Source organism: Epilithonimonas hominis (assembly GCF_003730015.1).
GTDB classification, from domain to species: Bacteria; Bacteroidota; Bacteroidia; order Flavobacteriales; family Weeksellaceae; genus Epilithonimonas; species Epilithonimonas hominis.
The window spans coordinates 48131-62805 of the sequence record NZ_RJTU01000072.1; the positions used below are offsets into that span (position 1 = coordinate 48131).

At 35.5% G+C, this 14675-nt stretch carries 17 protein-coding genes; 2 read left to right on the forward strand and 15 right to left on the reverse strand.

Annotated features, from left to right (window positions below):
* Nucleotides 1-6 precede the first annotated feature (6 nt).
* Entirely contained in the window at nt 7-351 is a 345-nt protein-coding gene (locus tag EGH73_RS11730; protein ID WP_123281997.1) for a DUF1801 domain-containing protein, read from the forward strand.
* A gap of 21 nt (nt 352-372) precedes the next feature.
* Here EGH73_RS11730 and EGH73_RS11735 read toward each other — a convergent pair whose 3' ends face one another.
* The 9 genes from EGH73_RS11735 to EGH73_RS11775 form a co-directional block, all read right to left on the reverse strand.
* Complete coding sequence (locus EGH73_RS11735) at nt 373-717, reverse strand: tRNA-binding protein (protein WP_123281998.1); 345 nt, start codon at nt 715-717, stop codon at nt 373-375.
* Nucleotides 718-795: 78 nt separating this feature from the next.
* Nucleotides 796-1341, reverse strand: a complete 546-nt coding sequence (locus tag EGH73_RS11740; protein WP_089769681.1) for a hypothetical protein — start codon at nt 1339-1341, stop codon at nt 796-798.
* 14 nt (nt 1342-1355) lie between these two features.
* On the reverse strand, nt 1356-1643 hold the full coding sequence (locus EGH73_RS11745) for a type II toxin-antitoxin system RelE/ParE family toxin (protein WP_089769679.1): 288 nt from the start codon (nt 1641-1643) through the stop codon (nt 1356-1358).
* Entirely contained in the window at nt 1640-1870 is a 231-nt protein-coding gene (locus EGH73_RS11750; RefSeq protein ID WP_089769676.1) for a hypothetical protein, read from the reverse strand. Before EGH73_RS11750 ends, EGH73_RS11745 begins: the two co-directional genes overlap by 4 nt.
* 252 nt (nt 1871-2122) lie before the next feature.
* Nucleotides 2123-3430, reverse strand: coding sequence for a Fe-S cluster assembly protein SufD (gene sufD / locus EGH73_RS11755; protein WP_123281999.1), 1308 nt, complete (start codon nt 3428-3430; stop codon nt 2123-2125).
* Nucleotides 3431-3478: 48 nt separating this feature from the next.
* Nucleotides 3479-4222 carry a Fe-S cluster assembly ATPase SufC gene (gene sufC / locus EGH73_RS11760; RefSeq protein ID WP_123282000.1) on the reverse strand — a complete coding sequence of 248 codons (744 nt, stop codon included), beginning with the start codon at nt 4220-4222 and terminating at the stop codon, nt 3479-3481.
* A gap of 168 nt (nt 4223-4390) precedes the next feature.
* On the reverse strand, nt 4391-5068 hold the full coding sequence (locus tag EGH73_RS11765; RefSeq protein ID WP_123282001.1) for a TlpA family protein disulfide reductase: 678 nt from the start codon (nt 5066-5068) through the stop codon (nt 4391-4393).
* 25 nt (nt 5069-5093) lie between these two features.
* Nucleotides 5094-6542, reverse strand: a complete 1449-nt coding sequence (sufB, locus tag EGH73_RS11770; RefSeq protein WP_123282002.1) for a Fe-S cluster assembly protein SufB — start codon at nt 6540-6542, stop codon at nt 5094-5096.
* A 5-nt stretch (nt 6543-6547) separates the two neighbouring features.
* On the reverse strand, nt 6548-6877 hold the full coding sequence (locus EGH73_RS11775) for a HesB/IscA family protein (protein WP_123282003.1): 330 nt from the start codon (nt 6875-6877) through the stop codon (nt 6548-6550).
* 246 nt (nt 6878-7123) lie between these two features.
* On the opposite strand from EGH73_RS11775, the gene EGH73_RS11780 reads away from it, so the two are divergent.
* Nucleotides 7124-7942, forward strand: a complete 819-nt coding sequence (locus EGH73_RS11780) for a GLPGLI family protein (RefSeq protein ID WP_123282004.1) — start codon at nt 7124-7126, stop codon at nt 7940-7942.
* Nucleotides 7943-7971: 29 nt separating this feature from the next.
* On the opposite strand, the gene EGH73_RS11785 is transcribed toward EGH73_RS11780, so the two are convergent.
* The 6 genes from EGH73_RS11785 to miaB all read right to left on the reverse strand — a co-directional run bounded on the left by EGH73_RS11785 (nt 7972) and on the right by miaB (nt 14423).
* A complete protein-coding gene (locus EGH73_RS11785; RefSeq protein WP_123282005.1) occupies nt 7972-9741 on the reverse strand; it encodes a hypothetical protein in 1770 nt (589 codons plus the stop codon).
* A gap of 4 nt (nt 9742-9745) precedes the next feature.
* Complete coding sequence (locus tag EGH73_RS11790) at nt 9746-10300, reverse strand: LptE family protein (protein ID WP_123282006.1); 555 nt, start codon at nt 10298-10300, stop codon at nt 9746-9748.
* On the reverse strand, nt 10301-11584 hold the full coding sequence (locus EGH73_RS11795) for a sigma-54 interaction domain-containing protein (protein ID WP_123282007.1): 1284 nt from the start codon (nt 11582-11584) through the stop codon (nt 10301-10303).
* A gap of 75 nt (nt 11585-11659) precedes the next feature.
* Complete coding sequence (locus tag EGH73_RS11800) at nt 11660-12457, reverse strand: tetratricopeptide repeat protein (protein WP_123282008.1); 798 nt, start codon at nt 12455-12457, stop codon at nt 11660-11662.
* Nucleotides 12429-12935, reverse strand: coding sequence for a hypothetical protein (locus EGH73_RS11805; RefSeq protein WP_123282009.1), 507 nt, complete (start codon nt 12933-12935; stop codon nt 12429-12431). The genes EGH73_RS11800 and EGH73_RS11805 overlap by 29 nt, the downstream gene beginning before the upstream one ends.
* Nucleotides 12936-12986: 51 nt before the next feature.
* Nucleotides 12987-14423, reverse strand: coding sequence for a tRNA (N6-isopentenyl adenosine(37)-C2)-methylthiotransferase MiaB (miaB, locus tag EGH73_RS11810; RefSeq protein WP_123282010.1), 1437 nt, complete (start codon nt 14421-14423; stop codon nt 12987-12989).
* Nucleotides 14424-14675: the final 252 nt, after the last annotated feature.

Genomic DNA, 14675 nt, shown 5'->3' on the forward strand with positions numbered 1-14675 from the left:
CAATCGATGAATCCAATTCAGGAATATTTTTATCGGATTGATGAGCCTGCGAGAAGTTCTCTTCTATTTATCCGAGAAAAGATTCTGAATTCTGATGAACTGATTACCGAGACTTTCAGCTTTGGGCTTCCTTTTTTGAAATACAAAAAGAAAATGCTCTGCTATTTTTATTACAGCAAACAACATCAGAAACATTATCTCAGTTTTTATCACGGCGATAGAGTGGATTATCCCGAACTCTTGTCTGAAGGTAGAAAAAAATTCAAAATTTTGCTTTTGGATATGGATGAAGATTTACCAATGGAATTGATTTTTAATATTCTTGATGAGGTGAAGACTTATATCAAATAAATTTTTGATTTTAATTGAATTTTACCCGACTTCCAATCCGTTCTTCACAGGCAAACTCGGACTCAATAAAGTCACCTCACTCTTATTGTCTCCATAAACTCCAAGAACAAGACACTCGCTGAAGAAATTGGCGATTTGTTTCTTTGGGAAATTAACCACGGCGAGAATCTGTTGTCCCATCAGATCTTCTTTTTTATATAAAGCTGTTATTTGAGCTGATGATTTCCGGATTCCCAAATCTCCAAAATCGATTTCCAATTGATAAGAAGAATTTCTGGCTTTTTCAAAATCATTCACGGAAATAATGGTTCCAACTCTAATGTCGATTATCTCAAAATCTTGCCAAGATATTTCTGATTTTGTCATTGTTTTTTGTTTTAATGATGGTTATCATGTAAAGGCTTCGACAGGCTCAGCCTGACAGTCCAATTTGAACAAATAATACTAGAGATGTCTCACTGAGCTTGTCGAAGTGTTTGAGTTGTTAATTTTTTTCAGCAAAGTTTCAACTTCTTTTTTCTGTTCCAAATATTTTAATTGAAGTTCACTTCCTTCGCCCATTCTTCCATAATAAATCAAAGCTTTTTCGCCAAAGAAGTTTTTGTAATAATCGGAAAGTTCTGGAATCTGTGGAAAATTGGTATGAAATAACATTTCGTAGTAAGCCTGCCATTCGCGTTCGTTCTTGTCCATAATCATCATTTTTGGCGATTTCTGACGAACGTGCAGCATCTCGTGAGCCAGAAGATTAAGAACTAGTGTCAAATCAAAATCGAAAAGATTTCTTGGAATCATCACTTCCTGCATATCTCCGATTTCTCCATTAGCAGTCAATAAAATCGAGTTCTTTTCTAATTCTTCCCGAAAGCCGAATCCTAAAAAGTTTTCATCATCCAATTCGAATTCGTGGATTAGGAATCTTGCACCGTCTAGGATTTCGCCTGTTTCTTTGTAAGCGTTGAGGTTGAATTGTAATTGTTCGTAATTCATTTGTGTGTTTTTGGTTAAGGCTTTTTGTCGGGATTTTGATATGAGCAGAAGACGGAATAGACAACGATTTCTAAATTAAAAACTTCATAAATAATGATATAAGGAAATTTCTTGATATATGCTTCGCGGAATGGAAGTCTTTTGGACGGATAATGTAGAGGATTTCTTTTTATTTGATTGAGATATTTATCAATTTGATTTAAGAATTTCTGACCTAATCCTTTTTGTTTACTTTCATACCATTCTATCGCTTCTGCTAAATCATTTTCTGCGCGAGGCTTAAGAATTAAATTATATTTCATAATTTTTTGCTTAGCCTTTCTTTAACGTCTTCCCAAGTATGAGAAGGTGTTTCAGCTATTAAATGCTTTTCTCTGTCTTCATCCAATTCTTTATAAAAAGATTCGGGAATAACAGGTTTGGAAGCTTGTTCCGACGAAATAATCGCATTAAAAATCTGCAACATTTTATCGTCAGCTTGGTCGATAAAGTCGTGGATTTTTTTTCTGAGTTGAATGCTTGAGTCCATTTTGTGTTATTTGATGATTTCAAAGTTAATGAAATTCTGAATTTGTTTCGTGCTGATAATTTAAAACTAATTTTTGGGCTCAAATGTTCTGTAGAAGCTGAATCTGCGCCCCGACTTGAGTGGAGCTCTTTTTCTTTTTTGAATAAAAAAGAAAAAAGCGGGAGCCCTTCAGGATAAACTACAGGCGGATTAAGGCGCACAAAAATAATGAACAATAAAAAAATCGCACCTGAGAGATGCGATTTGATTGATTTAGAATTCCATATTGACTTCCAGTTTTTCTGCCAGAAGTTTGGAAACTTTTACTTTGAGTGGCTCGATATCGATGTTTTGCATCGCATCGTTGGCGAAAGCGTAAAGCAACAATGCTCTTGCTTCTTTCTTGGAAATTCCACGAGCTCTAAGGTAGAACATTGCGTCCTCGTTCAACTGTCCAACGGTACAACCGTGCGAACATTTTACATCGTCTGCAAAAATCTCCAGCTGAGGTTTCGTGTCGATAGTTGCGCCTTCGTCCAGCAAAATGTTGTTGTTCTGCTGATAAGCATTAGTTTTCTGAGCAATCTTGTTTACGAATACTTTTCCGTTGAAAACACCGTGCGAGTTGTCCTTGAAAATCCCTTTGTAATTCTGGTAAGACTCGCAGTTTGGCGTATTGTGATGCACTGCGGTGTGGTGGTCTACCAATTGGTCTTTTCCGATAATTGTGATTCCGTTCATAAACGAATTGATATTTTCTCCGTTGTGGATGAAATCCAGATTGTTACGAACTAATTTTCCTCCGAAAGAGAATGTGTTCACAGTCGTTAAGCTGTCTCTTTCCTGCTTCGCAAATGTGTGGTCCACAAGGTAAGAAGTGTCGCTATCGTTCTGTAATTTATGCCAATCGGTTTTTGCATTTAGATAAGTGAAAATTTCTGTAACCGAATTCGTTAGCACAAAAGATTCGTCCAGATTGTGATGACTTTCAATGATTTCTACTTTCGCTCCTTCTTCTACAATTAGTAAATTTCGGGTGTTGTAAAAAGTGTTTTCATTTTGATTTTGAGACAGATAGAAAATGTGAATTGGTTTTTCAATCACTACATTTTTTGGAACTCTCAGGAAAAATCCGAAGTTGCAGTAAGCTGAATTCAAGTTAGTGAAAGCCAAATCTCTGTTTGCAATCGTGTTGAAATATTGGTCGAAAGCTTCTTTGTGAGCAGAATCATTCAGTGCATAACCGAAAGATAGAAACTCTGCGTTGCCAATCGAAATCTTAGAAAATTCTTTGTGAAGTTTTCCGTTGATAAAGACAATTCTGTCAAAGTTTTCTTCGCCCAAATGAAGGGCATCCAATTGCTCTTTAGAGATATTATGCTCTTCTGTCGGAAAAAAGTTGTATTCTTTTTCCGTGATTTCTTTGAGATTGGTGTATTTATATTCCTCATCTTTTTTGGTAGGGAAACCTTTCAATTCAAAGTTTTGAAGGGCAGTTTTTCTGTCTTCATCCAAAAAAGAATGTTGAAGCGTTCCTAAGAAAGAAGAATGCGTGTTGATAGTTTGTTCAAATAAAGCCATTGTAATGGTTTGATTTTGTATCGATTAGAAGATTAAATGAAAACCGGATTAGTTTAAAAGCCAATCGTAACCTTTTTCTTCCAATTCCAAAGCCAAAGATTTATCTCCTGTTTTTATGATTTTTCCATCTGCCAAAACGTGAACGAAATCTGGCTGAATGTAGTTCAAAAGTCTTTGGTAATGCGTGATTAATAAAACTGCGTTGCCTTCATTTTTGAATCGATTCACACCATCCGCAACGATTCTCAACGCATCAATGTCTAATCCAGAATCGGTTTCGTCAAGAATTGCCAACTTCGGATTCAGCATCATCATTTGGAAAATCTCATTTCTTTTCTTTTCACCGCCAGAGAAACCTTCGTTCAGAGAACGAGAAAGGAAATCTTTTCTGATTCCTAATTTCTCAGAGTTTTCACGAATCAATGCCAACATTTCTTTCGCGCCCATTTCTTCCAATCCGTTTGCTTTTCTTGTCTCATTAAGAGCTGCTTTGATGAAATTGGTAACAGTAACACCAGGGATTTCCACAGGATATTGGAAAGAAAGGAAAATTCCTTTGTGAGCTCTTTCCTCAGGTGCGTCTTCGCCGATTTCTTCTCCTTCAAAAAGAATTTCGCCATCTGTTACTTCATAATCCTCTTTTCCTGCAATCACAGAAGAAAGTGTAGATTTTCCAGCTCCGTTCGGTCCCATAATAGCGTGAACTTCGCCTGGTTTTATTTCAAGATTGATTCCTTTTAAAATTTCTGCGCCATCTTCAATTTTGGCGTGTAAGTTTTTGATATTTAACATTTTAATTATATAAATTATCGCAAATTTTCTTAAATATTATATTTTAAAACATTAAGAATTTAAGTTAATTCTAATGTTTTTATTTCTTTTTAAGTAATTCAATAAATTGATTTAGATTAAGTTTTTCTATTTTCCTAAATTTCTTAATGTTGAAAAATTATCATTTTTTTATAGCAAAATATCAAGAATTTTCTCAATAGTTGCTACATTTTGTTCAACAATTTCACTTTCTCCGATTTTTACAATTCCGTTTTTGTCCAGAATTAAATTGCTTGGATAACTGGAAATATTCAGCTCGTCAATTTGTTTTTGGGAATTTGGAATGTGCTTGAAATTGTATTTGTATTTTTTCAAAAACGTTTCAACAGCTTTTTGATTTTCAAAAGTAATACTGATGAAATTCACTTTGTCGCCATATTTTTCTTTCAGATTATTTAAGGTCGGAAGTTCTTCGATACAAGGCGGACATCTCGTAAACCAAAAATTGATGAGTGTAGGTTTTCCATTGAGATAATCGTTTTTGAAATTTTTAGAATTTTCATCAACGAATTTCTCGATTTTAAATTTTGTGCCAATCAATTTTTTCAAATCTTCATAAGGGTCGATTCCATCAGGTGTGAGTGCACTGGTTCCAATTTTCACATAATTTATAATCGAATCTTTTTTGATTTCCGTTTTTAAAATGATTTCTTCAACTTTTCCGTGCTTGGCAACATTTTCTTTGATGGTTTTATATTTTTCTTCATCAAAAGGTTTTCCACCAAGTATTCTGTAATAGTTGTTTTGAGCAAAGCCATTGATGCTCAAAAATAATATAAAAAATATACACTTTAATTTGATATTCATATTGTTATGTTTTTTATGGCAGAATCTAACCAACGCTTCCTTCCAAAGAAATTTCCAACAATTTCTGAGCTTCGATTGCGAATTCCATTGGAAGCTTATTCAAAACTTCTTTACTGAATCCATTTACTATCAAAGCAATTGCTCTTTCTGTGTCAATTCCTCTTTGGTTACAGTAGAAAATCTGGTCTTCTCCAATTTTCGAGGTGGTTGCTTCATGTTCCAATTGTGCAGTCGGATCTTTGATTTCAATGTAAGGAAAAGTATGAGCTCCACATTCATTACCCATCAACAAAGAGTCGCACTGAGAAAAGTTACGCGCTCCTTTTGCAGTTGGCATTACTTTTACCAATCCACGATAAGAGTTTTGAGATTTTCCAGCTGAGATACCTTTAGAAATAATAGTTGATTTGGTATTCTTTCCGATGTGAATCATCTTCGTTCCTGTGTCTGCATATTGGTGCATATTAGTAACAGCGATTGAATAAAATTCTCCAACCGAATTGTCTCCTTTCAAAATACAGCTCGGATATTTCCAAGTTACAGCAGAACCTGTTTCAACCTGAGTCCAAGAGATTTTTGCATTTCTTTCACAAAGTCCTCTTTTTGTTACAAAATTGAAAACACCTCCTTTTCCTTCTTCATCTCCAGGATACCAGTTCTGAACCGTAGAATATTTGATTTCAGCGTCGTTCATTGCAATTAATTCAACCACTGCCGCGTGAAGCTGGTTTTCGTCTCTTGATGGCGCTGTACAACCTTCCAAATATGAAACATAACTTCCTTCATCCGCAATAACCAAAGTTCTCTCGAATTGTCCAGTTCCAGACTGATTGATACGGAAATAAGTTGATAATTCCATCGGACATTTTACACCTTTTGGGATGTAGCAGAAACTTCCGTCAGAAAAAACAGCGGAATTCAAAGCTGCGTAAAAATTATCACCTCTTGGAACTACTTTTCCGATGTATTTTTTTACCAAATCCGGATGTTCTTTGATAGCTTCAGAAATTGAACAAAAGATAATACCTTTCTCTTTCAAAGTTTCCTGAAAAGTCGTTTTTACGGATACTGAATCTACTACAATATCAACCGCAACGTTCGCTAATCTTTTTTGTTCCTCGATATTGATTCCCAATTTTGCGAAAGTCTTCAACAATTCTGGGTCCACTTCATCAAGGCTAGCCAATTCTGGTTTTGCCTTTGGAGCTGCATAATATCTGATGGCTTGGAAATCAGGTTTTTGGTATCTGATGTTGGCCCAATTTGGTTCTTCCATTTTTTGCCAGATTCGGAAAGATTCAAGACGCCAGTCGGTCATCCATTCTGGTTCTTCTTTTTTGGCAGAAATAGCACGAATGATATCTTCATTCAGACCAATCGGAAAATCTTCATACTCGATATCCGTTTCAAATCCGAATTCGTACTTTTTATTTTCTAAATCGACGCGTAAATCGTCTTCGGTATATTTAGACATAATTTTTATAAACTAAAAGATTCTCCGCAGCCACAGGTTCTTGCCGCATTTGGATTATTAAAAACAAAACCTTTCCCATTCAATCCTCCAGAATATTCCAGAGTTGTTCCTGCAAGATAAAGGATTGATTTTTTCTCGATGATTACGCGTACACCATTATCTTCAAAAATCTGATCGGTTTCGCCTTTCACATTGTCAAATTTCAGAACGTATTCTAGCCCGGAACAACCGCCACTTTTTACGCCCACTCTTATATAGTCAGTCTCAGGGTTGAAGCCTTCTTCAGTCATCAACTGAGCTGCTTTGGATTTTGCCTGATCGCTTACTTGTATCATTGTTTTTATTTAGACTGATTTTAGTCTACAAAAGTACGAACTAATTTCCGCATTCTCAAATCGACAACATCTATTTTGTTGATTTTAGTATTAGGAACTTATTCTATTGATGTTGAAATTCAATCAGTTGATGTTAAGGAAATTATAAATTTTACCAAATAGTGTTACTTCCGTTTGATTAAAAATTAACTTTGTTCGATTTTATCAATCAAAAAAAATAACTGATTTTGCAAATAATAAATTAACATGAAATTTTTAAAACTATTAGCTTTCATTTCGATGCCGTTTCTAATGGCGCAGCAAGGCACAAGATTTATTTACCAGGTTTCTATGACGCTTGATTCTACCAATGCAGAAAAGAAAACCGAACTTGCATATCTGGATTCAGATGGCAAAAAATCTTTTTTTTACGCAGAGAATGCATTGAAGAGAGATTCTATAATGGATAGAATGCGTACCACAAGAAATTTTGACAGAACGCAAATGCAGAATCTGAGAAGCAATATTAACTTCACCATCGAAAAGGATTTGTCCAATCAAAGCTTGGTATATAAATCCAGAATCGGAAGAGATCAATATTCTTATAACGAAAACCCATCTTTAAGTTGGAAAATCTTACCAGAAACTGTGAAGATAGGGGATTTTAAAACGCAGAAAGCAGAAACGACTTTCGGCGGAAGAACTTGGTACGCCTGGTTTACTCCAGAAATTCCTTTGCAGGATGGACCGTATAAATTTTCTGGTCTGCCGGGACTGATAGTGAAAGTTCAGGACTCGAAAGGCGATTATTCATTTGACCTGATGCAGACTAAAAAAATCGCTGAGATCCAGCAACCACAGGTTAGAGGACAATTCATCAATCTGCCGAAAAATAAATACATGGATATCGAGAAAAAATTCCAGAAGGATCCGGCAAGTTTCATCTCTGCGCAGCGAAATTCTGGAGGTGCGCCAGGAGGTTCGGGTGGAAATCGTCTGGGAATGGATCCAAAGCAGATGCAGGAAATGCAGAAAAGAATGGAAGCCGAAATTAAAAGTCGGAATAATCCGATTGAATTAAAATAAAAAATGTCCCGAGTTTGGGACATTTTTATTTATGCTTTTCTAATTGCCTTGATTTCTTCAATTTTTTCCTTGAAATAATCCTTTTTGTGAGGATGTTTTTCGGAGAGTATTTCGAAAGCTTTTATGGCTTTGGAATAAAGCTTCTGCTCAGCATAGAGTCTTGCCAGTGTTTCTGTCATCAGGTGTGAAATGTCATCCTTTTTCTCCTTGATAATAAAACTACTTTCCTCTTTTAACTGAGAAATTCTTGGATTATTTTCGATGAAATTGTCAATGATTTTTTCTTTAGCCTTTGCTGTATTTTCTTCTGCTTTTGGTCGGTCAATTTTCAGCCAGCTTTGCCACGTATTGATGAAAGTTCCAACATTACTTTCAGTTTGTAGTTCAACTTGTTGTGCTGGACTCTCGGGCTGAAGTTCCTGTTTTTCCTCAATTTTAGAAACATCATTTCCAAAAAAAGATACATTGAAAACAGGCCTTTCTGTTTCCGGAATTAATTTCTCTTCCGCAACTTCTTTTTTGTTTTCATTTATGTCAGCAGGTTCAGCAGGTTTAGGCGATGGCTGTATTTCTTGATCGATAAAATTTTTATCAGCTTTTTTAGATTCTGATTCAGGTTGTTTTCCGATTAAAGCATCCGGGATATGCGCATCGAAAACCATTGGTTTCCACTCTGTTTCATTAGAAATCGGCTCAATTATATCTAGCCCGCTTTCAGCAGAGAATTCATTAGCAACTTCAAAATTCTTAGTTACTTCAAAACTGACCTCATTTTCAGAATTTTTATGATGTTCAACATTAGAATCAGCGGTTGTTTTTTCTATTTCTGTAATTTGAAAAGCTTGCGTATTCTCAAAGCTAATGGAATTTTCATTTTCGATTTCCAATTCTTTTTCCGCTAACTGTTCAGCAAAAAATGTCTTTTTTTCTGTTTCGAAATTTATATTTTCACTCTTCGAATCTACAACTTTTGGAGATTGTAGATTTTGTTTTTTAGGCGGATTGAGATAATCCAAGTGATTTTTCGGAACAGAAAATTTCACTTCAGGAAGAAAATCCTGAATGCCACTAAAACTGATGTCTTTAGAAGAAACTTCAGGCTCAGATTCTTGTTTTCCAGCAATATTCTCAACTTTAGTTTCTTGTAAAGTTAAAATGTCTTCAATATGTTTCGGTTCAGAAATCGACTCTTCAGAAGGATTTTCGTCGATGATGATTTGAGTATTAACAGTTTTAGTTTCCTCTATTAGAACCAGTTGCCCGGATTCTTTCGAGGCATCTAAATCAACTTCCGAAGATTTTTCTTCCAAGAAATTTTCCTCGCCATCAAAAAGTAATCGGTTTTTTTCTCCGTTAACCAAAATAAAATCCTCTGTCAGTATTTCTTCCTTTTCAATGATGTTATCTACATCGAATTTATTCAGTACAGAACTGTTATCCGTATTTTCGATTTCAGCAATCAGTTCTGGACCAGCAGGTTTTGAATCTTCAGTGGGTTGTTCATGGATTTGATTATCAGTGTTTTCCTGTTTAATGGTTGAAGCGGAAACAAGCGCTTTATTTGTAATTTTATCTGAGTTAAGGAATTGATAAAGAATCTTTTTGTCTGTTGTATATGCTGCAGTTCTGGACAGATTTTCTTTGTAGTTTTCTGGTTTATACAGGTTGATTCCGTAGAGATAAAGTGCTCTTATACTCTGTGCATAAGGCATCTGAGCTGACTCCGACTCCAGGATTCCAAGATCCGCTTCGGTTATGATCTGCGGATTTTTTATTAATTCTAAAACTCTAGCATTCATTATCTTACCAATTGGCTACAATGTCGTTAAAAATTTTGTTAATGATCCTTTCGTTTACAATTTTTACCTGAGCAGTTTCAATGCTATTAAGATCCAGATCACTGTTGAAAACCGCTTCATCACTATATGTTTTGTCAAAACTCAGTTTTGGGTCAATATTATTTTCGTAATGCACTTTAACGGTAATTGTTAGTTTGTTTTGCTGAGCCTGAACAATGTTTCCGGTGTTTGTAGTAGTCGCGGCTCCAACACTAGTTGGCGTGATATTATAATCTGTGATTTCACCTTCAATCAAAAGGTCAGGTTTATCAACAGCACCTTTTAAAGTTGTTCTCTGAAGGAAACGGTTTTGCAAGGCTACCGTAAAATCCTGACTCAGGCTCGGGAGGTTGTTGGCTGCATTATTTGGAAAAGTATTGATTTTCACAGTTTTCATTTCAGGACTCAATGATGAGCCTGAAAAATTGTAACAATTCGTAAGAATAAGTAAAAGTAAGAAAAGAGAAAAAATTACAATTCTTTTCTGAATTCTTGCTTTTGACTTCTGACTTCTGACCATTTAATCTTCTAAATTATATTGTTTTATTTTTCTGTAAAGCGTTCGCTGAGAAATCCCCAGTTCATCTGCTGCTTTGTTTCTTCTGCCTTTGTGTTTTTCCAAAGCTTTGATAATCAAATCTTTTTCATTGTTCTGAAGCGATAGAGATTCAGGCTTTGCTTCTTCTATTTCAATATCTTCTACATCGTTAAAGTGGTGATCATCTTCTGAAACGATAGTGGGATGATGCACCTCATTCTGATTATTATTTTCAAAATAAAGTAAAGAATTCGGGTTAGATGTCTGTGCTTCGGGTGTATAGATCCTACTGATTAGATTTTTTTCCTGAGAACTCAAATCTGCATTACCTCTGTTCTTTATGAGCTCCGAAGTTAAGGATTTTAAATCATTAATGTCATTTCGCATATCGAAAAGGATTTTATACATAATCTCTCTGTCCGAACCAAAGTCAGAGCCGGAACTACCAGTGTTGTTTTTTTGAACAACAACCGGAAGATTTGAATTCATCGGTATATATTCTGCTAACTTTACAGAATTGATTTCTCTGTTCTGTTCCACAACTGTCATTTGCTCAACTAAATTTCGAAGTTGACGAACGTTTCCTGGGAACGCATAATTTTCGAGATAAGCAACTGCATCGTCTGTCAACTTGAGTTCTGGCATTCTGTATTTCTCAGCAAAATCTATTGCAAACTTTCTGAATAACAGATGGATGTCGCCTTTTCTTTCTCGCAAAGCCGGCATATCAATCTGAACCGTATTCAGTCGGTAATACAAATCCTCTCGGAAACGTCCATCGGTAATAGCTTTCATCATATTGACATTGGTTGCAGCTACGATTCTGACATTGGTTTTCTGAACCTGGGAAGAACCCACTTTCATAAATTCTCCACTTTCCAAAACTCTCAAAAGACGAACTTGCGTTTGCAAAGGCAATTCTCCAACTTCATCCAAGAAAATAGTTCCGCCGTCTGCGACTTCAAAGTATCCTTTCCTGGTAGAAGTTGCGCCTGTAAACGCTCCTTTTTCGTGTCCGAAAAGTTCAGAATCAATCGTTCCTTCCGGGATTGCGCCACAGTTGACAACGATGTAAGGCTGATGTTTTCTTCTAGATTCTGAGTGGATTATTTTTGGGATAAATTCTTTCCCGACGCCACTTTCTCCGATGACGAGTACGGAAATATCCGTTGGCGCCACCTGAATCGATTTTTCCAAAGCACGATTAAGTGCAGGGAAATTTCCGATGATGCCGAAGCGGTTTTTTATAGATTGTAAGTCTGCCATTGTTTTAATTTTTGTCCGAAGTCCGAAGATGGAAGTCGGAAGATTTTGAATTTGATTTTTTTTTTAATTAAAATTTTACAGTTCTGCAATCTGCTTTCTGTAAACTTTGTTGAAATGGTGCGTGTAGCCTTCCAACATTATTTTGCCTTCGTCATAAGACTTCAAGGCAAGATTTTTCAAATCCAAATAATCTTTGTTTCTTATTTTGGAAACTTTACTCTTAAAATAAATATTCTCCGCAAAATCGTAAACTTTGCTTTGTTTCTCGAAGTTTTCTAAGGCTTTGTCGTATTGATTTAATTCAAAATAAGTGACGCCTAATTGATAATGGTCGTAAAGTCCAAAATTGTAATCTTTGGTTTTGAAAAGATTATCCAAAATCTGAATCGCTTTTTCTTTCTGATTCAGAGCACTGTAGCAGATTGCTTTTACAACGTATAAGTTGTAGTCTCCATTTTTGGAATGACCAATATTTTCAGGGTAATATTTTTCTAACTCATCAAAATCAGCAATGGCACCTTTATAATCTCTTAGAAACTGATACTTGCACCAAGCACGATATCCTAAATGTTCTTTAGGGTTAAGTTCAACCGCTTTGTCAATTAATGCTTTCCAAGTAACAAAATCGCCAGTCTTTAAATATGGAACTGATTTTTCAAAATATGCATCATCATAAGTCGGACAAATTTCTATGGCTTTGTCAAACGCTAGTTGTGATAAAGAAAGGCCTTGAAACTCGCCTGCCTGATTAGAAATTTCGCACGCTTTCCTGCAATTTTCTTCTGTGAAAATACTGCAATTGACCTGTGCGGAAATTTGAGAATATACCGCAAGAAAAATTAAGCTAAGGTAATACTTCTGAAACCTTTCCATCGGTAATTTTGTAAGTTAAATATTGGTAATAGTCTAATTTTGTTCCTCTACTTTCTTTTGGGAACCAACCGTTTAAAGATTTGGTGAAATTTAAAAGCTTTATAGAAAAATCTTTATCAAAATTTTCTTCCTGATAATGTTCATTCATCTGCTGAACACGAAATAATCCTGTTTTTCCTTCACAATTGACAACAAATCGAATAGTGATGTAACCATTTGTTTTTTTTGAGGAAGTAAAATTTAATTTTTCCAATTCCTCAATGATTGCAATCTTCTCTCCTTTATATTGGTAACCTTTTGAATCATTATAATACTGTATTCCATAATCTTTATCCATACATCTTTTGAATTTTGGATTGTCAATGTTTTTATCAAATACAATATCTCCAATTTGATTTGGATAAACGATTACACTTTTCTCAGACTGACAACTGAAAAGTATTGGTAGTAGTGAGATAGTGTAAAAAAGATTTTTCATTTTGTTCTTAGCTCTTCAGTATTTTTTAATCAGAATTATAAAATTTGAATTCTACAAAACCGTTTCCCCCAAAAGCGTTCCCTGCGTATTTCCGTGAACGAAAACGGAAACAATGTCACCAATTTTCTGTCCTTCCAACATATCGAAAACGCATACAGCATTTTGAGAATTTCTGCCTTTCCATTGGTTTTTATTCTTTTTGGAAACACCTTCAATCAGGATTTCGTGGACTCTGCCGACATAAGAAGCCATTCTTTTTTTGGATAATTCGCCTTGCAAAGCAATTACTTCTGCCAAACGTCTTTGCTTGACATCTGCAGGAATATCGTCTTCCATTTTTTTGTGAGCAGGCGTTCCTGGTCTTTCGGAATAAGCAAACATATAGCCGTAATCGTATTCCACTTCTCTCATCAGTGATAATGTATCTTGGTGATCTTCCTCAGTTTCTGTACAGAATCCAATGATCATATCTTGAGAAAAAGAAATGTCTGGAACGATTTCCTTAGCTTTTCTGATTAGATCCAAATATTCCTGACGCGTGTGTTGACGGTTCATCAAGTCAAGGATTCTGTCGCTTCCACTTTGAACAGGCAAGTGAACGTATTTGCAAATATTATTGTGTTTTGCCATCACTCGGAAAACATCCAAACTCATATCTTGAGGATTGGAAGTAGAGAATCGGATTCTCATATTTGGAACTGCAGTTGCAACCATTTCCATCAATTGAGCGAAATTTACAGCTGTCAATTTCTGCATTTCGGTAGCTTTTGCGAAATCCTTTTTTGGACCACCGCCATACCATAGGTAAGAATCAACATTTTGACCAAGAAGGGTGATTTCTTTATAACCATTATTCCAAAGGTCAAGACATTCTTCTATGATAGAATGCGGATCACGGCTTCTTTCTCTTCCTCTTGTAAAAGGAACAACACAGAAAGTACACATATTATCGCAACCTCTTGTAATGGTAACAAAAGCTGTAACGCCATTTCCACCAAGACGAACCGGATTGATGTCTGCGTAAGTTTCTTCTTTTGAAAGGATTACGTTGATAGCATCTCTTCCGTCATCAGTTTCTTTCAAAAGATTGGGTAGGTCTCTGTAAGCATCCGGACCAACCACCAAATCTACCAATTGTTCTTCTTCTAAGAATTTGGTTTTCAGTCTCTCAGCCATACAGCCAAGAACACCGACGGTAAGGTTTGGTTTTTCCTTTTTAAGATTTTTGAATTGAGCGAGACGCATACGAACCGTTTGCTCTGCCTTCTCACGGATAGAACAAGTGTTAAGCAAAATCAAATCTGCTTCTTCCTGCTTCAAAGTCGTGTTGTAACCTTGCTCGTTAAGAATAGATGCAACAATCTCAGAATCAGAGAAGTTCATCTGACAGCCGTAACTTTCTAAAAACAGTTTCTTACCATTTTCTGGTCTTTCTGCAATAGCAAAAGCTTCTCCTTGTTTGGTTTCGTCTATATATTTTTCCTGCACTACATTTATATTTAAAGCTCAGTGTTTTAAAAATCCAATGCTGAGTGAACTTTGAACCTAAAACTTAGAACTGTTTAAGTCTGCAAAGATACAAAATATTGTGACAGAATGGCAGATAATGATCAATCATTAAATAAACTTTTATCAATCATGTGTGAGAAAACAATAAAATGAATTAGTAGAATTATTATTAATATCAAATGTTCCCTCAGACGTTAAAATATATAGAGAAACTCGTAGTGCATTATTAAA